This window comes from Corynebacterium sp. SCR221107 (genome assembly GCF_027886475.1).
Taxonomy (GTDB): domain Bacteria; phylum Actinomycetota; class Actinomycetes; order Mycobacteriales; family Mycobacteriaceae; genus Corynebacterium.
In genome coordinates this window covers 2,841,274-2,862,284 of sequence record NZ_CP115670.1, presented here as the reverse complement: position 1 = coordinate 2,862,284, position 21,011 = coordinate 2,841,274, and the positions used below count along the sequence as shown (strand labels likewise).

The following is a 21,011-nucleotide window of genomic DNA, read 5'->3' as shown; positions in this document are numbered from 1 at the left end:
ACCGAACACAACTCGGTGAGGGCCCTTTTTTTCGCATACCCACCCGCACACCCCCCAGCCAAAAATGCAAGCCCAAGAATCAACCACGTAAACGTTGTTGACCCCTCCCAACTTCCACAACCCACGACTTATCCACCCCAGGCACCAACAAACCCACCTAGACCCACAACACCATGGTGACCGGTGACTTGAACCGTCGGAAAGCAAACACGGACCTGACCCCCGTTTGGTAGACACCTAACATCCCAACAATCTGGGACTGAAAGGTAATCTCCACACCATGCCAAGCAAGACCTACACAGAGGAGTTCAAACGCGACGCCGTCGCGCTCTACGAGAACTCCCCGGGCGCCTCGATTCAAACCATCGCCGCAGATCTCGGGATCAACCGCGCTACCCTACATAACTGGCTGAAGAAGTACGGGACGGGAGTCCGGAGCAAAGCCACCACGAAGGCATCCATGTCGATGTCGGTGACCGAAGCCGAACGGATCAGACAGCTGGAACGCCAAGTTAAACGCTTGCAAGAAGAACGTGACATCCTGCGGAAAGCTGCGGAATATTTCGCGGAAGAGACGAACTGGTGATCCGCTTCCGGTTCGTTGATGACGCCCAGAAAAACCATTCGGTCAAGCGGTTATGTGAGGTCCTGGAGCTCAACAGGTCCTCGTATTACAAATGGAAAAACAGCAGTTCAACTCGTAGAAAACGTCTCATGTCCGATGCGATCCTCGGTGCTCGGGTCAAGACGGTCTTCACCGCCGAACGCGGTTGTTATGGTGCGAAACGGATCACGGCTGAACTCAAAGACCAGGATGATCAGACTCCTGTGAACCACAAGCGGATCGCACGGATCATGAAGTCCTTGAAGCTTTTCGGATACACGAAGAAACGCAAGGTCACCACCACCGTCTCGAATCAAAAGACCCCGGTGTTTCCTGACCTGGTGGGCCGGAAATTCACCGCCGACAAGCCTAACCAGCTCTATGTCGGCGACATTACCTATCTGCCGATCGCGGATGGGTCGAATATGTACCTGGCCACGGTCATTGACTGCTATTCCCGCAGGCTGGTGGGGTTTTCTATCGCGGACCACATGCGCACGAGCTTGGTCCAGGATGCGCTGACCATGGCTAAGGGCCAGCGCGGGAGCCTTGCGGGTTCGATTTTCCACTCGGACCACGGCAGTGTTTATACGTCGAACGCGTTCCAGGACACCTGCAAAAAGTTGGGGATCAGGCAGTCGATGGGATCAGTTGGTACCAGTGCAGATAACGCGTTGGCGGAGTCGTTCAACGCGGCCCTGAAGAGAGAAGTCCTTCAAGATTCCAGGACCTTTGCCAACCAGTTGATCTGCCGCCGGGATGTCTTCCGCTGGTGCACCAGGTATAACACCACTCGCCGGCATTCCTGGTGTAAATATCTCACTCCTGCAGTGTTTGAGGAACGCGGCCCTGCTATCCTGAAATCTGCTTCCTGATTAAATCCTCTGTGTCTACTATCCGGGGGTCGGGCCCCACCCCACTACCAAACATCCCCAGCACAAAACTCAACTGGCTCGTCTGAATAAGGATCGATGAACGTCAAGGAACACGCATGCAGATGCATGCGCTTGGTGAAATCGTCGGGAACGTCCGGAAGAAGGATCGGGTACGCTGGGTCGCCGAGAATGGGAACTCCGGCGGTGAACATATGGAGGCGCAATTGGTGCGTCTTGCCGGTCAAAGGTGCAAGCGTATAGCGCGCTAGATCGTAATCGACGCCGTGTGCCTTCTGTAGTCGTTTCTGATCGGATGGGGAAAGAAGTTGCTGATCGACGAGGACTGTTTCGGCGTTTGGTTCGCCATCGATGATGCTGGCCTGCATGACGCCTGCGATCTTTTCCATACGGTGACGCCAGTGGGTGCCTGGTACAAGCGTCGAATCTGATTGTGCTATGGCCTCATAGGTCTTCTTTGCCTTTCGCTCCGCGAAAAGCGTTTGGTAGGCGCCCCGGTACTTGCGTTCCTTGGTGAACACGAGGATGCCTGAGGTGAGCCTGTCGAGGCGATGCGCTGGGGCAAGATCCTCAATCCCGGTCGAGCGGCGCATTTGCACCGTTGCCGTCTGGGTGATGTGCTTGCCCCTGGGCATAGTGGCAAGGAACGGAGGCTTGTTAACTACGAGAATGCGGTCGTTTTCGAATAGGATCGAGCAGCTAAAGGGTACTTCTGGTTCTTCCAGAGGAGTGCGATAAAACCATAAGTCCTGCCCGGCCTCGAGCGGTGTTGTCGGGCCGATAATCCACCCTCTGTGCCCAGAGGTCACTAGCACCTCATCGGCGTTGAATCGCGATCGAGCCGCGGAAATATCATCGCTGGGGTTGCGACGGCGTTGGGTAGAGATCAAATGCCACAGGAAATCCAATGCAGGGATCCCATCAAATTCCTCGGGAACCCGCGCGCGCGAAGGATTGAGCCCATTCTTAATGGGTAAAGGTGGGTGTTCGCGTGCAATCTGTACTACCCTTTTGCTCATGGACATTAATGCTATCTTGAACCCCATCCTCGAATTCTTTAGCACCGGCGTTGGAGCCATGATTGCGGACTTCTTGAAGGTCGTCTATGCCCTGCTGTACCCGGCCAACGCAGAGGCTGCCTCGTTGACTCCGGGCGCATAAGAATACGCACGGGTCTCGTTCTTTCGCTGGGCCGCTCAATCAGGATCGCCGACATGGAGGGCGTCGATCCTGAATGGGCGCCCAAGTGCGTTCTGGCCCCTGCGTGGTTGGGCGCAGGTGGGGGTGAAGGGCTCGGGGAACCTGCGGCCTATGGACGTCGGTAAGCAGCGAAGCAAAGGGCAAAGAAAACCGCAATTGGTATGAACATACCCTAATTGGTCATAACCAGACTGGATGGGTGGAAATATGGCGATACAATGGAAGGTGCTAGTTAGCCGGGGGCTTCTACTCCCGGTCTCCGCCCCCGCTGTTCGGGCATGGCCAACGAAGCGGGTTTCTGCTTCGGGCCGCTGCCTGGTGCACACAAGAAAGGTCGAATAATGACTGTCGAAGACATCGTTGTTGTTGCTGTCGATGGGTCCAGCGCCTCCAAGAATGCAGTGCGTTGGGCGGCTAACACCGCACTCAAGCGAGGTGTTCCGCTTCGTCTCGCCGCAGCCTACACCATGCCACAATTCCTCTACGCCGAAGGAATGGTGCCTCCGCAGGAGCTTTTCGATGAACTCCAGAACGAGACAATGGAGAAGATCGAAGAGGCGCGCACAATCGCCCACGAAATAGCCCCGGATATCAAGATCGGCTACACCATCGCGGAAGGCTCCCCTATCGACATGTTGCTTGAGATGAGCGACAACGTCACCATGCTGGTTATGGGATCGCGAGGACTGGGTGGCCTGTCCGGTATGGTAATGGGTTCGGTCTCCGGTGCAGTGGTCAGCCACGCGCATTGCCCGGTGGTTGTAGTTCGCGAAGATAATCACGTCACCGAGGCCAACAAGTATGGCCCTGTGGTCGTGGGCGTGGACGGATCCGACATCTCTCAAAAGGCGACCGAGTTCGCCTTCGCGGAAGCTGCGGCTCGCGGCGCGAAGGTCGTTGCCGTGCACACGTGGATGGATATGCAGGTCCAAGCGTCCCTAGCGGGACTTGCTGCTGCGCAACAGGAGTGGACCGAAATCGAGCGTGAACAAACTGAACTGCTGCAGCAGCGTCTGGCACCGCTACTCGAGCAGTACCCGGACGTAGAGGTTGAGATGGTTATCACCCGCGATCGTCCCATCCGTGCACTTGTCGACAATTCCAAGGAGGCGCAGCTCCTCGTGGTCGGTTCCCACGGTCGCGGCGGGTTCCGCGGCATGCTGCTAGGATCGACCTCGCGCGCACTATTGCAGTCCGCGCCGTGCCCGATGGTTGTCGTGCGCCCGGGCGCCGATAAATAATGGCTGCCCGCGCAGGGCATTCAATCAGAATCGACGAGTGGAGCGAATGACATGCTATCTATTGGAATAATTGGCTGGATCATCATCGGTGGGCTCGCCGGCTGGATCGCCTCCAAGATTCGCGGCAAAGATGCTCAAATGGGCATTCTGGCGAACGTGGTGGTGGGTATCGTTGGTGGCCTGCTGGGCGGATGGGTTCTGCAGCTTTTCGGCTTTGACGTCGAAGGCGGCGGGTTCTTCTTCAGCTTCTTGACCTGCCTGTTCGGTGCAGTGATCTTCTTGTGGTTGCTGCAGCTGATAAGCGGCAGAAAGAAGTAAGCTTTAACGCGTCGTAAGGGCCGTAGCGATCGGGATCGATGGCTACGGCCCTTCAATGTGTTTCTAACCTGTGGGCGTCGGGAAGCACAAGCGGTTTCGCTGGGCGCTCGGGGACTACGGGCGCCGATCGCGATCACCATCCACGAATGGGGTGGATTTCTTTTGCGCAAACTGGTGGAGATGAAATAGACCAACCGGTTTGTATATAGTGGAGTGTGCAGCTTAGGACAGCGCGCAGCACGCGCGAATGCGGGCGTCATTTGAAGAAAGGATCGGGCACTGTGGCAGAGGACAAGGCGAACAAATCGGCGAAAACCGCGACGAAGAGGCGAAACCGTCCAAGCCCCCGCCAGCGTCTTCTGGAAAGCGCGACCAGGCTGTTCACCACCGAAGGGATTCGTGTCGTGGGCATCGATCGCATTCTACGGGAAGCCGATGTGGCGAAAGCATCCCTGTATTCGCTCTTTGGGAGCAAGGACGCGCTAGTCATTGCCTATCTTGAGGCGCTCGATTCTAAGTGGCGCGAGGACTACGCGGCTCGCACCGCTGGGATGAACGATCCGGCGGATAAGATCCTCGCCTTTTTTGATCAGTGTATTGAGGAAGAACCCAAAAAGGACTTCCGAGGCTCGCATTTTCAAAATGCTGCCAGCGAATACCCACGGCCGGAAACCGATTCCGAGCGGGGAATTGTCGCTGCAGTCTTAGCACACCGCAAATGGTGTTTGGATACGCTGACCGCTTTGCTGGAGGAAAAGAATGGCTACCCAGGAAACACGCAGGCTCAGCAGTTAATGATTTTCCTCGACGGCGGTCTGGCAGGTGGGCGACTCAACCGCTCGATCGAATCGCTGAAAACCGCCCGCCAACTGGCGGTGCAGCTGCTTTCTGCACCGCCTGCCGACTATTCCATCTAGATACTGCTCGATCCCCATCGGCGTTTTCGCTCTATTCGGTAGCGTGTTTACCCTTGTATTGCTCAAGGTCATCGTTCGTCGATTCTAATTGCCCCGTACCCGTATTCTCGTGATGAGCATCCCCCTGCCCTGCGCTTTCCGGCTTTTCGCCGGGCGCTGCTTTCGCTGAGGCGTCGGTTTCGTCGCTGGCAGGGCCCGGGGTGGAATCAGGATCGACGGCTAATCGTTCCTGCTTGCGCTTGTCACGAAGCTGCCGTGAATACTCGCGCTGTGCCTTAGACTTTTTTTTCTGCAAGTCGCGTGCGGCCTGTTTTTCTTCGCGACGTTGCTCATTGAGTTCAAGCAGTTGCTCCCGGGCTGAACTACTAAATGCGCTGGTGAGGCGAAGTATGCGCTTACGCCATGTAGTCTTAAAACGAAGCGATCGTGATTGCTTCATGGCGCTGCGGCGCTCGGCGTGAAAGGCCATGTATTCGTCATCGTAGGGGTACTTCATGCGGATACCAGCAAACACGATCGAGTTCTGCACCAGCGTCCACAGGTTGCCGGCCACCCAATAAAGGATGATCGCCACCGGGATAGGACCGCTGGTGCCCGCCGAATAAATCGCCCACGGTGCCAGGAAGATGCTGACAATGAGGAACCGGTTGATGTGGATCGCCGACGGTGAATCGTGATCGATGGAATAAAAGTTGCGCCACACCGAGATCACCATATTGGTGAACGTGAACAGGCAAGCTGCAAGGACGAGCGGATGGACGAAGTCCTGGACGGCGGCGGCAGTCGTTCCCATGTGGGCGAGTTGCTCGTTGCCAAGCGAAGCATAAGCAGCCAGCGGGATGTCGCCGAAGCGCGAGGCAGTAAACGAGGTGACATCCTGGGAAGAAAGCATCCCGATGGGTTCGTGGGTGGCGGCGTTGAGCCCTTCGGCTGGTCGCGCAATGCGCAACAGCACCTGATAAAGGCCGAGGAAGACGGGGATTTGAATCAGTGCCGGGACACATCCGGCGGCCACGTTATAGCCGTATTCCTCCCGAAGTTCTTTCTTGCGATTGTTATAGTGCGCAAGCGTCTCAGCCGTGGGGTTGGCGTTGTACTCCTCCTCAAATTGCCGCAACTTAGGGCGCATAAGGACACTTAAGCGGCCAGTTTTTGCCTGCATCCAGCTAAAAGGTGCGATAATGCCGCGAACGGTGATAACGAGCCCAAATAGTGAGAGCGTCCATGCCATGGATTCCTCTACGCCGAATGCGTTGTGCAGCAGAAGGTGCCAGACCTTCATCACCGCAGAAACGGGATAAATGAATAACTCGAGCATGGCAGTAAGGCCGCCTTTCGCGCGGGGCTCGTGGATACAACTTGCAACAGTGCGATGACTGGTGATCGTCGTCGATCCTGATTGATCGACCACTCGAATGAAATCGTAGCCAATGGGGTAGGAGACCTCCCAACCCGCAGCAGACACAGGAAAAGGACTGCGTGAGTGAATGAGCATGCCACTAGACATAAAGAAGCGGTGACGGGCCCGAAGATGGGAGTGGCAGCAGCCTAGGCGGCGTCGGCAAGCAAGGGCATACAAGGTGAGCTACGCGCGGTGGGGAAGCACCTGGCAATTGGAATCGATGTGGTGATTAATGGTCTTGTGACTAAGATTTGGGGAGAGCCATAGATGAGGAATACTTAAGAAAATGATTGGTAAGGACACCTACTTTGACTGATAGCGCACCGGACAGCGGCCCGAAGCGCGCCGCGCCTACTGGCGGAACGGCCACGCGTCGGCGGCCGGATTTTCTCCAGGTTCTCGGCGAGCTGCTTTTGACCCTCGGCGTGATCGTGTTCCTGTTTGCCTTCTACGAGTCCTATTGGACCAACATCGAATCCGGGAAGATGCAGGCCCAGGCTGACGAAAAACTCGACGAACAGTGGCAGCAGCGGGTCAACCCTAGGCAGAAGATCACCCCGGAGCTTGGTGATGCGTTCGCACGCATGTATTTTCCCAGCTTCGGTTCGGATTTCCAATTCGCCATCGTAGAGGGGGTAGAAGACGCCAACCTTGAGATCGGACCTGGTCACTACACCAATACGCCGATGCCGGGGGTGCCAGGCAACTTTGCTGTCGCCGGCCACCGCGTGGGAAAGGGGGCGCCGTTTAACGATCTGGGCAACCTGCATACCTGCGACGCGATTGTCGTCGAAACGCAAACCTCGTGGAACGTGTACCGAATCCTGCCGATCGACTCCACGGGCGAGCAGCGGCGCGCGGACGCCTCGTGTCTAAGCCCAGAACAGCAAGAAATGGTGACCACGGGGGCGTATGCGAACGTCGCCGGCAGGTATATCACCACCCCAGGTGACGTATCGACCATCTCCGCTATCCCCGGAACTGACCTGTGGCAAGAGACCGACCAAACGCCGGATCCTACCTGGCAGCAGCTTATTACGCTCACCACCTGCCACCCACAGTTCTCCAACGCGGAGAGAATGATCGTCCACGGCATGCTCACAGAACAGATTCCTAAAGATGGCAGCAATACCCGCCCGGCAGTATTGGAGGAAAGCTAATGTATGGACTTCTTTGGCGGGCAATACCCGGCCCGTGGTATGTCAAGACCATGGTGTTCTTGGCGCTTTTTGTAGCGGTGTTCTTCCTGCTCATGGAGGTTGTTTTTCCCTGGGTATCGGCGCTGATGCCGTACAACGAGGTCGCCGTCTAGCGCGGCTGGTCAATGAGGATCGGCGCCCCTTTTGAACCGTAACGGTTGTCTGGGGAGGGGCGTCGATCGTGCTTGCCGACGTCTCAAGTACGGCGGCCGCAACGGCTAAGAATATGGCCGGATAAGTGCGCCGGCGGGCGTCGGAAAGCGAGTAGTAATCAGGATCTACAGGCCCAAATTGGCAATGACCTGCTTGGCCAGCAACTCGGCCTTCAGCGACTGCTCCTGATTGGAGAATACGACCACGGCCACGGAGTCCTTCTGCACGGCATAGATCGCGCCTTGCTCGTTGCCGATGCGACCCCCGGACCAGCCAGCGGGCTCTTCGGCTGGCTCGGTCGAGTTGATCGGGGCGGCCCAATCGACGACCTTGATCGCGTCCTCGGTCGAAGGCATGTGGCGCACGATCACAGTCGCCTGCGGATCATCGGGATACGACCAGAACACGCATGCCGGGGTGTCAAAGCGCGTGTCAATGCCTTGAGCGGTCATGCGCTGACCATTGGTGTCGGCGACAAAGGTGCTATCCAGATAGGGGCACTCAACGAAACCATTTTTACCCTCAGGAACCTCCGGCATAGCATCAAAAGGCAGGCCGGAATCTCTTACGGGTGCCTCGCCCGTGCCGGTGGCATCGGTTGTAATGGCATCGGTGGCATCGGAGGCGACATCCTCGCTGCCGGAACCACATGCTGTAAGGATCACACCGGCAATGACAGTGGCCACGACCACACGGACACGGCGAAACGGTAAGGTACGACTCATGAATTTCAGCCTAGATCTTCAGACAATTTTGCGAAATCTCAGGCCAATTGTACCTGCGGGATCCCGCGCCTATGAGAATCAACCGGGCGCTGCCGCGTTTCGCACCGCCGTCAACGTCTTTACTGCCGTGCTGCTTCTCACCTGCCTCGGGGGCATCGTCGGGATGGAACGCCGCACGGCGCTGCTGGTGGTCTTACTGCTCGCATCCTTTGCTGCGGCATACAGCAACTGTGTGGTGCTCTCAGCCCCACGATTCCAGCAACTCGCCAGCCTCGCCGTGGTCTTTTTCGTCTGGGTGCTGCTGGTAGTTATGCTGCCAGTCTCCCTCTACCTCGTATTCTCCATGTTCTTCTTGTTCATGCGCGTGCTGCCGGGGGCCTGGGGCATCGTTGGCGTACTGGTGGCCAACGCCGTTGTCATAGGTAGTCAATGGGGGCACTTCACTATGGGATCGGTCATGGGGCCAACCGTCTCTGCGATGGTATGCGTGGGCATCCACCTGACCTTCCTTGCCCTATGGCGGGCCAGCGCAGACCGCGAGAAGGTCATCAATGAGCTCATTGAAACCCGGCAGCAGCTCGCCGAAACCGAGCGTGCGGCAGGCGTGACCGCTGAACGCCAACGTATCGCACACGAAATCCACGACACTTTGGCCCAAGGTCTGTCTAGCATCCAAATGCTGCTGCGAGTGGCCGAATCAGAAGTGGAAAAAACGGGGCTTAGCGAGGAAGAAAAGCAAGGCCCCCTTAATCACATGGAACTTGCCCGCAAGACAGCGGCGGATAACCTCCAAGAAGCCCGAGCGATGATCGCCGCCCTGCAACCCGCGGCGTTGTCGAAGACCTCGCTCGAAGGAGCCTTCCACCGCGTGGCCGAAAACATCGTGGGGCCCGAAGTTACGATCGAGGTCGAAGGCGAAGAACGTCAGCTGCCCATGCGCACCGAAGCGGCACTGCTGCGGATCGGCCAGGGCGCACTCGGCAACGTGTCCAAGCACGCCAACGCGACACGCTGCCATGTCACCTTGACCTATGCGGACGATGAGGTCCGCCTCGATGTCGTCGACAATGGCGATGGCTTCGATCCCAAGGAAATCGACGAACGCCCCGCCGGTCTCGGCCATATCGGGCTCAACGCCATGCGGCAACGCGCCAAAGAGCAGGGGGGAATCCTCGTGGTCGAATCAGCCCCGGGAGAGGGGACCGCCTTGTCGATCTCAATCCCGATCGACGATCAACAAGCCAACGCTGCACCGTCTTACGCGGCTCAAGTGAATACCGCGGAGCAGGGAAAATAGTTGCGGGCGATCCTTATTAGAAACTGCTGGGTCAATGGCGCGGAAGCCAAAGAAGCGGCGACTGGCAGGAGAACCGGGACTGCGTGCGGCGCTGGGGGCGTCGGTAAGCACCAGGCACCGCGCCAGCGGTGACGATGAATGTGCCGGGACTCGATCCTGATCGATTTTATTCAAAGGGGAGGGGTATTTTCCTCCGAAAGGTTAGGAGATTATCAATCTGAGGTATGAATCAGGCTAGACTGGGTGGGGTTGAGAATCGACATGAAAGGCTAAACCGGGGTCCTATGATCAGAGTGTTGCTGGCCGACGACCACGAGATCGTCCGCATGGGCTTGCGCGCAGTCCTTGAATCTGCCGAGGATATCGAAGTCATTGGCGAAGTCGCCACCGCTGAGGCAGCCATCGCAGCGGCCCAAGCAGGGGGAATCGACGTCATCCTCATGGATCTGCGCTTTGGTGCGGGCGTGGAGGGCACGCGACTGGCCACGGGCGCTGATGCCACCGCTGAGATCAAGCGCACCATGGACAAGCCGCCACACGTGCTCGTAGTCACCAACTATGACACTGATGCCGACATTCTTGGCGCAATCGAAGCCGGTGCCTTAGGATACCTGCTCAAAGATGCCCCGCCGGATGAGTTACTCGCCGCCGTGCGCTCGGCAGCGGAAGGGGACTCCACGCTGTCGCCAACCGTTGCCAACCGGCTTATGACTCGCGTACGCACCCCGCGCACCAGCCTAACCCCGCGCGAGCTCGAGGTCCTCAAGCTCGTTGCAGGTGGGTCATCCAACCGAGATATTGGACGTCTGCTGTTGTTGTCTGAGGCTACCGTGAAATCGCACCTTGTCCACATCTACGACAAGCTGGGTGTGCGCTCGCGGACGTCGGCGGTTGCTGCTGCCCGTGAACAAGGGGTCTTATAAAGGGTGCGTCTCGATTAGGATCGACGCCGCCGCACGTGCTTCCATTAACGGACTTGCGTGCGGTGGTTTTACGTGGGGGATGCTTTCCGACGACCAGGGTCTAGCTGGTCGAATCTGATTGGATACCGGATTGGCTTGCACTTGGGTCTGGATTGAGGACAGCTTTGGCGTTGGCGGTCTTAGCTGTTGACTGCGAGGTAGGCGTCGATGATTTCCTGAGAAATCTTGCCACGCCGCGCAACGGCGTAGCCATTGCGGGTGGCCCACTCGCGAACCTGTTTAGGATCATATGCGGCCACCGCGCCACCTTTATGGGTTCGGATGCTCGGTACCTTGCGGGCTGCCTCAACATAGGGACCGATGACTTCGTAGAAGCGGTTGGCGTTTTTCTCCGAGACATCGAGGACGTAGTCGGTGCCGTTGACGGCGAAACGAATAACTCGAACTTCGGCCTCGTCAAGAGGCTTGTTGTCGAGGTCATCAAAGATTTGGGTTACTTCACGTCGTGCCATTATGTACTACCTAATTTTCTATTCTGCAGCCAACAAACTCGTTTTATAGTTATAAATATTGAAAATCGAATCGCTCGTACCATCCTATTGGTTGATTAACTGAAGTTTTCTAATGCCCCAGAAATAAGGGGGGGGCAACTTGGACAATGCTCGCAATTAAGTGGAAGTTGGAAGAAAAGCGAACTATCAATTTCTCAACTTTTAGGCTCTGTTAACGGCGAATTTTGAATTCTTTTTGAAGTATATTCAATTTTTCCCATTTGTGGGGATTAAAAGTTGAAGTTTCCTCTGTCTTTGTGGCGTCCTGGGATTAACGTCACTGAATTATTGCTAAGAAAAAGGAGGTAAATGAATGCCTCGTCCAATTCGAATGAAAAATGACGCCCATTAATGAACATATTAATTAAAGCGCGAAAAAGGGGCTGGGGGAATTGCTGTGCTGATCTGCGGGAAGTTGGCGAGAAAAGGGGAATAAAAGAGGTGGAGCAGTCTTTATGTGGGAGTGTGCGTACAGCATGCCTGGGAAAAGGGGTGGTAGCCTTTCTGGGGGATAAATTCGCCACCGGCGAGCGCGTGGAGACATTATCGGCATTGAGGCCGTGGCCAAGGGGTGCGCATGGAAGTCGGCCTATATTGTCCGTTCGAGGGTTTGCGCGTTATCCGGGGCGGGAGCCTGCGGTAATCGCTCGGGAATATCGGAGTAGTAAGTTTCTATGTGGGTTGGTGGCTTAGAATTCTACGGGAATCGGCTAGCCCTTTAGCCCATGTAATCAGAATCGACGACCAGCCCCGATAATTAAGGCCACATACTGTAGACGTCGGAAAGCGAGCAAAGCCGAGAGTGTGTAAGAAACGATCCGCCCGGCCGGCAAACGGCGCAGGCGGATCGCAATGAGGATCGCTTCTAAGCTTCGATGCGTGAACGCGGTGGTCAAACCCTAGTTCTCAATTTTTTCCTGGATTTGCTGGCCAAGCGCATCCAAGTCCTTAGCGATGCTACGGTGCGCCCGCACGCGCTGCTCAGGGCCCATGAACTCGGCATTGTTGACGGCCTCAGAAAGCTCGTCGAGGCGCTCCTGGCAATCGGTGATAAAACCCTTCGGCAACGACGACACGCTCACCGACTTTCGCATGCCGGCGATCCGGGCCTGCAAGGGGGCACCATAACCGGAAAAGGAAGCAAGTTCGTCGCTGCTGACCCCGAGCTTGGCCGCGCGCTGTGCGTTGAGCTGTTCACGAACCGTCGTCACGCCGCGATAGATCAGTGGCACCACCACCGGTGCCAAGGCACGAGTAGCGGCGGCATAGCGCAGCACTCGATCCTTATTGAACTTGCCGGCCTGGCGCCGTGCCAACTCCGTCTTCGCCAAAGCCAGCTCGTGCTTGCGCTGAATCTTTTGCGCCTTCTTCTCCTCCTTCAAGAGGCGGGATTCCTGGCGAGCCAGCAATTGATCCTTCTTTAGCTCCAGCTTTGCAGCCGACTTCACCTCCTGCCTCGCACGAGCCTTGGCGGCCTTGATCTCGGCCTTTCGCTGAGTACGAGCCTTGCGGATGGACTTCCAGATACCCATTGTTTGTTTTCAACCTCTTCAATCGACGATCTGCTAGATTCCACACTACCTGGGAAACTGAAATAGGCTTTATTACTTGTGGAAACTGATCAACTTCTTTCGCCGTCCGACCTTGTTGGCTGCCGGTATCGGCAGGTTCAAAAACGTCGGTATCCCGGGCTGGAATTGACCGCGGCTGCCATCAACCGACGCCGGCGCCTTGAATCCGCCCGCGAATTGGTTGCGTCACTGTTTCCCTCCCACCCGCAGCTTGGCGACAATCGCCACTTCTTCCGCATCGACCTCTTAGCAGTCGACGAAACTGACCCCGATGACATCGATCGAGCTTGGCTTGAAACGCTGGAGGCACTCGCGGCGGGTGCGCACTTCATCCACAATGCTGTGCTCCAGGGCCGCAGTGCAATCATGATCGACGCCGGTTCTGGCACGCTTTCCGACGACCACGGTGGGCGAACGCAATTAGGATCGACGACTGCGGGCTTGGAGGCGTCGGAAAGCAATCTCAGCGATGTCCGCTGGGTGAACTGGTACGTTCGCGTGGATGCGCTGGTACGGCGCAAGAATGGAACCTACTATCCGGTGCTGGTGACCAACCACCGTGTAGCGCGGCCCGATTCGACGCGCCGGGTCAAGGTCGTGGGCACCTCTCGGCTCGGGCTCGGCAATTCCGGCTGGGCCAACTTCAGGCTCAAGAGCCACGCCATCGATTCCTATTCGCTCGCATTGGCGGCGCGCAGCCTCGACAGCCTAGGCCTTGGCTGTCAGCGTGGTGGGCTCATCGGTCAGGATCGACAACTGACCTTCCTGCTTGATACCGACATGCTCCAGCAAGGTCTCGATCGAGCGCTTGCAGTACCGACGCAACACGAAGCCCGGCGCATTAAAGAATGCGCCGGCTGCCGATTCTGGCAGGTGTGCGAGCCTGAGCTGGTCGAACGTGATGACATCTCCCTATATCTACCCGGCGATCGCGCAGCTGCCTTTCGTGCCAAGGGGATCGACACCGTCGAGGGGCTCGTCGAAGCTGACCTCGGAGAGGCCTCGCGGCTGGCTGACGCCTGGCGGAAGGGGATACTTTTCCTTAAAAAGTCACCGTCGATCGTGATTCCCCGTTTCGACGTCGAGATCGACCTCGACGTCGAAGCCTACCTTGACCAGGGCGCCTACCTGTGGGGAACATTCGACGGGGAGACCTACCGGCCGTTTGTGACCTTCGACGGTATCGACCAAGAAGGGGTGTCCGGTGAAGGAGAAAACTTCGCCCGAATGTGGAAATGGTTGAGCGAGAGTCGTCAGCAAGCCGCCGCCGAGGGGAAGAGTTTCGGAGTGTACTGCTATTCCGCCCACGGTGAAAACCATTGGCTCCGCTCCAGCGCACAACGCTTCTACCGTCGCATCGAAGGTGCTCCAAGTCCCGAAGAGATTCAGGAGTTCATCAATTCGGGGCACTGGGTGGATGTTTTCGCCCTTGTCAAAAAGAACGTGATTGGCACGGCCGGCCTCGGCCTCAAACAGGTCGGACCCGCCGCTGGGTTTCATTGGATGTCGGAAGAGATCGACGGTGAGGAATCGATCACTTTGTACCGGGAGGCAATCGGACTAGACACAACCGCCGATGTTGCCACCGCCCGCCGGCTGCTACTGGGCTACAACGCCGACGACTGCAAGGCCACCAGGGCCGTGCGCGAGTGGCTCGACCAGCAAGCCCCCGGTGCACCTTTGCTCAAGACTGATCGCGACGGCTAGTCAATCAGGATCGAGGACTGCGGTGCCGGGCACCGTGGTCTGGTCGGCGAACAGGCTGGCGGCGTCGGCAAGCACAATCCAACGCGAAAAGAAGCCGTAAGAGGCGGCGATTCTAATTGACGACAATCTTGCCCTTCGCCCCGCGCTCGGCATCGATGAACTGATGATTGACCATAGTGTATGTGCCGGCTTCGGGGAAGGACGCCTCCACAAACCCGCCCTGGGCAGCCAACAGATCGAGCGCTTGCGCACCGCCGCCATCCTGGGCGTCTTTAAGGAGGTAGGCGCCTTCTTTGTATGTGGTGTGGAATTGCGTGCCGACGATATGGAAACTCTCCGACAGGTTCGGACCGGCATTGACCAACCAGAAACGGGCGGTATCACCGGCCTTCATCTCGATCGGGGCGGCAACGTACTGATTTTCGATCCCATTGAAGACCGTCGCTGATGGGGTTCCGGCGGCGAGGCGATTAGCATCGACAGGCATTTCCTTCGTCGATTCCAATCCATAAACCTCGGATTGGACGAGGAGATACTCATGATCGACGTCGGCAAGCGCAGGGGGATCGATAATCACCGCACCAAACATGCCGGAAGCGATGTGCATGCTCACCGGCGCCGTACCACAGTGATACAACCAAGCGCCGGCGTGTTCGGCTCGGAAAACGTAGCGCAGCGACTCGCCAGGATTGATCGATCGCATGACTGCATCCGGAGAAACCATTCCCGCGTGGAAATCAATGGAGTGCGCGATGGTGCCGTTATTGACGAGCGTCACCTCAAAATTGTCGCCAATTTTGCCCCGCAATGCAGGCCCTTGGACGCCACCGTTAAAGGTCCAGCGGCCACGGATGGTTCCTGCCGCATTGGGATCGGAGGCGTTCGCAATCGGCAAATCCAGCTCGGAGATGTCGATCGTGATTGCGTGAGTGGTTGACTCCTCGGCCGGGGCGAGGACCGGATCGACGAACAGATCGCGATTGAGATCGCTAGGGTCGGCGAGCGCCATTGAATCGGAATCGCTAGCTTGCATGCTTGAGTGGGACGAATGGGCGTTTTCGCTTGCCGACGAATCCTGTGTGGCGCCCTCGGCTTGTACATGCATGACCATCCCCTGAATCTTGTGACCAGCGATGGAACACCAACCTTCCACATCAGAGGTGATGATTCCTGCCTCGACGATCGCAGTTTCGCCCGGTTGGATTCGACCGCTGCTGACCCCGTTCGCGAGTACTAGATCGTGGGCCTGATCGTCAGAGTTTGTCAGAGTGATCCGGAGCTGATTGCCCACCGGGACCGACACCGCATCAGGGCTAAAACGCATGTCTTTCATCTCAATCGAGACTTCAGTGGTCTCCCCAGTGGCTGTCGATTCTGATTGAGCGCTCGAAGCAAGTTGGGTATTGCCTGCGGTGCCCGTTGCTCCCAGCCCGCCGGTGGAGGCGAGCAGGAGGGATAAAACGGCTACCGACGCAGTGAGCTGACCCCATGATGGGGACGGCGCTAGGGCGATGGGCTCTCGGTTGCCGCGGATGACTGCCACCTGTGCCTTGGCCGACATAGGGATAAGGAAGAAGATGACAGCTATTGCGCCCATAGATAACACTGAGGTGCCAACCCGTAGCCACGAATTGTCAGTGTAGAGCCAGATCGCGAGACCAAGGTTGACCAAACCGAAGCGGAACAAGCCAGCCTTGTTCATAATGGCCATCCCCGTGCGGGTCGCCGCGGGGCCACCGCCGATCGTCGAAGGCAAAAGGTAGCTCATCATTCCGGCCAAAAGTTGGGCGGCAAAACCGATCAGGAGTGCCATCGTCGGCAAGCGAACGGCATCAAAATCGGCGACGGTGAACACTCGTGCGGTGAGGACGGCCAACGAGCCAAAAAGCCAGACCAGACTTGCGGCAACGCTGGCTGAGGCGAACGTGATCCGATCGCGCGGGTCGGCTGCCACTAAGCGCAGCGAATGAATCCAGGATCCGCTAGTCATCAACAAACCCGCCAGATAAAAGACGAGGCCGGCGCCGACAATCACGTTCGACGCTAGGAGACCACCGGCCACGGAAGCAACGACGCCGATGCCCATGAGTGAAATCGTCGATCCTATTCGAACGTTGCCGGACTGAGTGCGGAACACCGCTGCGAACAACACGACCAGCGAACCGATCGTCGCAAAGCCAACGAAGCCCAAGATGTTGACTGCAAGGTGCGCGACGCGCAAACGAGTCTCCCAATCAGAATCGATGGGTGCCGAAGCAATTGCACCGAACAGAGCTCCGAATGGAAGACACGCTGCCGAGGCAATGTAGGCGGCTACGCTGGGTGCGAACCGCTGGCCTTTGGAATGAGCGCGGAATTGCCTACCGAGGTAAAAAGCATGAAAGGCCAAGGAGCCGCCAACCACCGCCGCACCGAAGGTAGTGACTATCCAGTGTGAGCTCCACCAGCTTCCCAATACCTGACCGGCGATCGTGATGACGATGCCAGCATTGAGGATCCAGAATCGACGAAGCTGCCACACGCGATCAGAATCGGGAAGCTTATTGTGAAGGAACTTCTCCGTGAAGTGTTGTGACCACAGCATGATAGCGTTCGTCACGACGCCGAGCGTGAACATGTGGATGAGGATCCAGCGATAATCCGGCACGAGGAAATGCACGAAGCTGAACGCGATGAGGATTCCGATCCACACCCTGACAGGCTTCCCCGCCTTTCGATGCCACGACATCCGGGCTCTCGAGCTTCGCCCGTGGCCCAGGGGAAATTCCTTCGTCGATCCTGATTGGCTAGGTTCACCTAAAGGCGGAGGGGTAGTCATACTTTCTTACGGTAACGGATGGATGTCCGAATCCACAATCACTCTTTTGGTTTTCTGGCTTTCGTGCACCTCCAAAAATTGTCTCATTAAGGCAGCAGGTGTGCTGGCGGGAGCCATGCTTGCCGACGTTTGATCCCTGGAAACCTCATTACGATCGACGGCTTTGGGCATCGATCGCCTTTTCCTGCCACCGCTACGGGGTGGCAGGCGGTGAGTGAGGGAGCCGATGGGCGTCGGAAAGCATAGGGCAACCTGGTCGATCGCCATTGGACGAGGTGAATTAGCTTCGTGATGCGCGGGAGCGAAGAAACAGGGCCAGCCCGATCAGAAGGATCGTCCAAGCCACATCCCACCAGACAAACCCATGCCATCCGACGTGGGTGAATACCAAGCCGGACAGCCAACCGACCACGGAAGAACCCACGTAGTAGCAAAACAGGTACATGCTCGATCCCTCTGCCCGATTATCGGCGGCGAGCATGCCCACCCAGCTAGATGCAAGCGAATGGAGAAGGAAAAAACCGGCCGTGAAGACGAATAAGCCAATAAGGGTCAGCGGCAAGCTATGCCACAGCAATAGCAATGCGCCGATCGTCATTGATAACGCTGCGGCGACAATCAGATTCCCTCGGCCGACGCGCGTGGTCCAGCGGCCAGCCCGCGCGGCCGACCAGGTGCCGGCGAAATACATGAGAAACAAGACCCCAACCAGGGCCGACGACAAGCCAAAATCATGGATGAGCCGGAAACCCATGTAGTTGTACAGCGAAACGAAGGCGCCCAGAGCCACGAAGCCGGTGACAAAGCAGGCGGCAAGAGACGGATTGCGCCAATGAGTGGTCATCGCGCGAAACTCGCGCTTGGGACTGATAGGGCGTGGTCGGAAGCGACGCTGTTTCGGGAGGATCAACGCCATGACGATCGCGAAGACCAAAGCGGGGACAGCAGATAACATCAACGCGATGCGCCAGTCGAAGAACTCGAGTCCGACGGCGGGGATGAGGCGACCGGTAATTCCTCCCACGCTATTGCCCGCGATGTAGATTCCCATTGCGGCCGTGAGATCACGAGCGTCGATTTCCTCTGAAAGGTAGGTCATCGCAACGGCGGGCACCCCAGCCAAGAATCCACCTTGGAGCGCGCGCATGGCGATAAGAATCCCGATCGACGGCGAGAAGGGAATCGCGAGTCCGCATAGGGTGGCTAGGAGGGCGGAGATAATGAGGACTCGGCCGCGCCCGAATTTTTCGGACAGGATTGAGGCTGGCACGATTGCGATCGCGAGTGCTCCTGTGGCCGCCGAAATGGTGAGGGCGGCGGTGGCTGCATCGATGTGGAAGTCGGCGACGAGCGTCGGCAAGATCGCCTGCGTGTTATACAGTGCATTGAAAGTGGCGAGACCCGCGATCAGGGTCGCAATAACGGCCCTTTTATACGCGGGCTCACCTTTGCGCAGACCGGAAGGTAATTCGTGTGATCCGGAGGGCCGGGAAGCGGTATCAGACATAGTTCGGTCGTGATCGGTGGCAGTGGGGCCTGCCACGTTATCGGGGTGTAAGAGCGAGTAGTGCTTGCTGACGGACATGGGTGATCGTGATCGACGACCGCAAGTGATGCGACGGTAGGCGTCGGAAAGCAAAAACCTGGCGAACCAGAAGGCATAATGCCGACAGTGCGCCAGGTCTAATGAGGATCGCTTGAGATGCTCAAGCTAAAAGGGGTGCTTACTTGGTAGCGGCCTCGTAACGGGCTGCGACGTCCTCCCAGTTGAAGACGTTCCAGACTGCCTTGACGTAGTCAGCCTTGACGTTCTTGTACTGAAGGTAGAAAGCGTGCTCCCACATGTCGAGAAGCAGCAGCGGCTCGAGGTCGATGGAGAGGTTGCCCTGCTGGTCGGTCATCTGCTCGATGACGAGGCGCTCACCGATCTTGTCGTAACCAAGAACAGCCCAACCGGAACCCTGCAGGCCGAGGGCAGCAGCGGAGAAGTGCTCCTTGAAGGCCTCGAAAGAACCGAAGTCGCGGTTGATGGCCTCAGCCAAAGCGCCGGTCGGCTCGCCGCCGCCGTTAGGGGAGAGATTCTTCCAGAAAATGGAGTGGTTGGTGTGGCCACCGAGGTTGAATGCCAGATCCTTGGACAAGGCGGTCACTGCGACGCCGACGTAGCCGTTCTTGCGTGCATCCTCAAGCTTCTCCAGAGCGGCGTTGGCACCGTTGACGTAGTTCTGGTGATGCTTGGAGTGGTGCAGCTCCATAATCTCAGCCGAGATGTGCGGCTCGAGGGCATCGTAAGCGTAGTCGAGCTCAGGAAGAACGTACTTAGCCATATTGTGTCCTTTCGTAGGAAATTCATTGCGCCGGAAAAATCGATCTAACGCACTGGCACCCATGATAGGGGAAAAACGAAAAGTAGCAAGGGCTAACCTTCGTTTTCTTTATAAATTTCGCTAATGGAGTACGCGGGATTTTATAGGCAAGTTGTTTTGTTCGGGGGTGTGTAGGCATCGATTGTGGTCGGCGGGGATATGATTACCAGTGGGTTTATGTGATAAATCAACAAAATGGTTTGGTGTGATCGCGTTCTGGGAGCTCAGGCCCTCGGCGATTACGATCGACCACGAAAGAGGGTACGTCTGTCCACGTCGATCGCGGTTGGCTGCAGAATGCAGTGGCGGCTAGTACTGGCAGATTTCGTCGAACCTGATTCCACGACGACACCCGTGCTAGGGCGCGCGAATCTAATTGATATCTAATTGAATGGAGCAAACAATGGGCTGGATTTTCCAAAATCCCACACTCGTCGATCCTGATCAAGCACTGCCTGGCAGAGACGAGCCGGTGTTGAGCAACCCCCGCCCCCACACGGTTTTGGAAACACCAATTACAGGCCCTTGGAAGCCGGGGCAGGCCAGTGTCTACATAGGGATCGGATGCTTCTGGGGCGCGGAGAAGATGTTTTGGGAGACTCCGGGGGTGGAGTCGACATCGGTGGGCTACGCCGGGGGTGTGACCCCAAACCCGACCTACGATGAGGTCTGCACTGGACTTACCAATCACACGGAGGTCGTCGAAGTGGTCTTCGATCCTAATCAAATTAGCTTCGACGAGATTGTGGTGAAGGCATTGGAGGCTCACGACCCGACCCAGGGCTTCCGTCAGGGCAACGACGTTGGCACCCAATACCGATCGGCGTTTTACACCCACACCGAAGAGGAGGCCGATCGCGTTCGGGAGCTCATCGCGTTCTATCAGCCCAAGCTTCACGCCGTTGGATTGGGATCGATCACCACCGAGGTGCGCACCCTCGCGACTACTCCCGCCGGCATCTACTACCGGGCCGAGGACTATCACCAGCAGTATCTGCACAAAAATCCTGGTGGCTATTGCCCGCACCACTCCACCGGCGTGGCGTGCGGGATCCCCTCCGCCTAGCCTTCGTCGATTTTTGCTTACCGACGCTTACAGGCTTCTCGTCCCCCATCGTCGCCTTTT

Annotated in this window: 20 protein-coding genes; 11 read left to right on the top strand and 9 right to left on the bottom strand. The window is 57.3% G+C overall.

The window, feature by feature from the left end:
- Positions 1 to 280 precede the first annotated feature (280 nt).
- A protein-coding gene (locus PAB09_RS12485) for an IS3 family transposase (RefSeq protein WP_271033960.1) occupies positions 281 to 1,479 on the top strand; the annotation gives its coding sequence in 2 pieces (ribosomal slippage) (positions 281 to 572 and positions 572 to 1,479; 1,200 coding nt in all).
- 44 nt (positions 1,480 to 1,523) lie between these two features.
- Here PAB09_RS12485 and PAB09_RS12480 read toward each other — a convergent pair.
- Positions 1,524 to 2,522, bottom strand: a complete 999-nt coding sequence (locus tag PAB09_RS12480; protein ID WP_271033959.1) for a pseudouridine synthase — start codon at positions 2,520 to 2,522, stop codon at positions 1,524 to 1,526.
- Here PAB09_RS12480 and PAB09_RS12475 point away from each other — a divergent pair.
- From PAB09_RS12475 to PAB09_RS12460, 4 genes are all read left to right on the top strand, one after another.
- Positions 2,515 to 2,658: a hypothetical protein gene (locus tag PAB09_RS12475; RefSeq protein ID WP_271033958.1), complete on the top strand. Its 144-nt coding sequence runs from the start codon at positions 2,515 to 2,517 to the stop codon at positions 2,656 to 2,658. The two genes, PAB09_RS12480 and PAB09_RS12475, sit on opposite strands and share 8 nt — an antisense overlap.
- Positions 2,659 to 3,038: 380 nt before the next feature.
- The gene (locus PAB09_RS12470; RefSeq protein WP_271033957.1) at positions 3,039 to 3,938 is read left to right on the top strand and encodes a universal stress protein; all 900 of its coding nucleotides are present in this window, start codon (positions 3,039 to 3,041) and stop codon (positions 3,936 to 3,938) included.
- 51 nt (positions 3,939 to 3,989) lie between these two features.
- Complete coding sequence (locus PAB09_RS12465) at positions 3,990 to 4,256, top strand: GlsB/YeaQ/YmgE family stress response membrane protein (protein WP_271033956.1); 267 nt, start codon at positions 3,990 to 3,992, stop codon at positions 4,254 to 4,256.
- Between the two features lie 281 nt (positions 4,257 to 4,537).
- Positions 4,538 to 5,173 (top strand): TetR/AcrR family transcriptional regulator, encoded by a 636-nt coding sequence (locus tag PAB09_RS12460; RefSeq protein ID WP_271033955.1) that lies wholly within the window; start codon positions 4,538 to 4,540, stop codon positions 5,171 to 5,173.
- 31 nt (positions 5,174 to 5,204) lie between these two features.
- Here PAB09_RS12460 and yidC read toward each other — a convergent pair whose 3' ends face one another.
- Positions 5,205 to 6,638, bottom strand: coding sequence for a membrane protein insertase YidC (gene yidC / locus PAB09_RS12455; RefSeq protein ID WP_271033954.1), 1,434 nt, complete (start codon positions 6,636 to 6,638; stop codon positions 5,205 to 5,207).
- A gap of 245 nt (positions 6,639 to 6,883) precedes the next feature.
- Here yidC and PAB09_RS12450 point away from each other — a divergent pair, with 245 nt between their 5' ends.
- Complete coding sequence (locus tag PAB09_RS12450) at positions 6,884 to 7,735, top strand: class E sortase (RefSeq protein ID WP_442873675.1); 852 nt, start codon at positions 6,884 to 6,886, stop codon at positions 7,733 to 7,735.
- Positions 7,735 to 7,887, top strand: coding sequence for a hypothetical protein (locus PAB09_RS12445; RefSeq protein WP_271033953.1), 153 nt, complete (start codon positions 7,735 to 7,737; stop codon positions 7,885 to 7,887). Before PAB09_RS12450 ends, PAB09_RS12445 begins: the two co-directional genes overlap by 1 nt.
- A gap of 165 nt (positions 7,888 to 8,052) precedes the next feature.
- Here the strand turns inward: PAB09_RS12445 and PAB09_RS12440 are convergent, their stop codons facing one another.
- Positions 8,053 to 8,652 carry a DUF2020 domain-containing protein gene (locus tag PAB09_RS12440; RefSeq protein ID WP_271033952.1) on the bottom strand — a complete coding sequence of 200 codons (600 nt, stop codon included), beginning with the start codon at positions 8,650 to 8,652 and terminating at the stop codon, positions 8,053 to 8,055.
- On the opposite strand from PAB09_RS12440, the gene PAB09_RS12435 reads away from it, so the two are divergent.
- Both PAB09_RS12435 and PAB09_RS12430 read left to right on the top strand, forming a co-directional pair.
- The gene (locus tag PAB09_RS12435; RefSeq protein ID WP_271033951.1) at positions 8,651 to 9,949 is read left to right on the top strand and encodes a sensor histidine kinase; all 1,299 of its coding nucleotides are present in this window, start codon (positions 8,651 to 8,653) and stop codon (positions 9,947 to 9,949) included. The two genes, PAB09_RS12440 and PAB09_RS12435, sit on opposite strands and share 2 nt — an antisense overlap.
- 284 nt (positions 9,950 to 10,233) lie before the next feature.
- Positions 10,234 to 10,872, top strand: coding sequence for a response regulator (locus PAB09_RS12430; RefSeq protein WP_271033950.1), 639 nt, complete (start codon positions 10,234 to 10,236; stop codon positions 10,870 to 10,872).
- A gap of 179 nt (positions 10,873 to 11,051) precedes the next feature.
- On the opposite strand, the gene PAB09_RS12425 is transcribed toward PAB09_RS12430, so the two are convergent.
- Together PAB09_RS12425 and PAB09_RS12420 are read right to left on the bottom strand one after the other, a co-directional pair.
- Entirely contained in the window at positions 11,052 to 11,384 is a 333-nt protein-coding gene (locus PAB09_RS12425) for a histone-like nucleoid-structuring protein Lsr2 (RefSeq protein ID WP_271033949.1), read from the bottom strand.
- 938 nt (positions 11,385 to 12,322) lie between these two features.
- Positions 12,323 to 12,955, bottom strand: a complete 633-nt coding sequence (locus PAB09_RS12420) for a DUF6474 family protein (protein WP_271033948.1) — start codon at positions 12,953 to 12,955, stop codon at positions 12,323 to 12,325.
- A gap of 78 nt (positions 12,956 to 13,033) precedes the next feature.
- Here PAB09_RS12420 and PAB09_RS12415 point away from each other — a divergent pair, with 78 nt between their 5' ends.
- Positions 13,034 to 14,701 (top strand): TM0106 family RecB-like putative nuclease, encoded by a 1,668-nt coding sequence (locus PAB09_RS12415; protein ID WP_271033947.1) that lies wholly within the window; start codon positions 13,034 to 13,036, stop codon positions 14,699 to 14,701.
- Here the strand turns inward: PAB09_RS12415 and PAB09_RS12410 are convergent, their stop codons facing one another.
- From PAB09_RS12410 to PAB09_RS12395, 4 genes are all read right to left on the bottom strand, one after another.
- Positions 14,702 to 14,827 carry a hypothetical protein gene (locus PAB09_RS12410; RefSeq protein ID WP_271033946.1) on the bottom strand — a complete coding sequence of 42 codons (126 nt, stop codon included), beginning with the start codon at positions 14,825 to 14,827 and terminating at the stop codon, positions 14,702 to 14,704. It abuts the gene before it with no gap.
- Entirely contained in the window at positions 14,814 to 17,393 is a 2,580-nt protein-coding gene (locus PAB09_RS12405; RefSeq protein WP_271033945.1) for a cupredoxin domain-containing protein, read from the bottom strand. Before PAB09_RS12405 ends, PAB09_RS12410 begins: the two co-directional genes overlap by 14 nt.
- A 406-nt stretch (positions 17,394 to 17,799) precedes the next feature.
- Complete coding sequence (locus PAB09_RS12400) at positions 17,800 to 19,026, bottom strand: MFS transporter (protein WP_333780199.1); 1,227 nt, start codon at positions 19,024 to 19,026, stop codon at positions 17,800 to 17,802.
- 217 nt (positions 19,027 to 19,243) lie between these two features.
- Positions 19,244 to 19,846 (bottom strand): superoxide dismutase, encoded by a 603-nt coding sequence (locus PAB09_RS12395; protein WP_271033943.1) that lies wholly within the window; start codon positions 19,844 to 19,846, stop codon positions 19,244 to 19,246.
- A 442-nt stretch (positions 19,847 to 20,288) separates the two neighbouring features.
- Here PAB09_RS12395 and msrA point away from each other — a divergent pair, with 442 nt between their 5' ends.
- Positions 20,289 to 20,951 (top strand): peptide-methionine (S)-S-oxide reductase MsrA, encoded by a 663-nt coding sequence (gene msrA / locus PAB09_RS12390; protein ID WP_271033942.1) that lies wholly within the window; start codon positions 20,289 to 20,291, stop codon positions 20,949 to 20,951.
- The last annotated feature ends 60 nt before the right edge of the window (positions 20,952 to 21,011 follow it).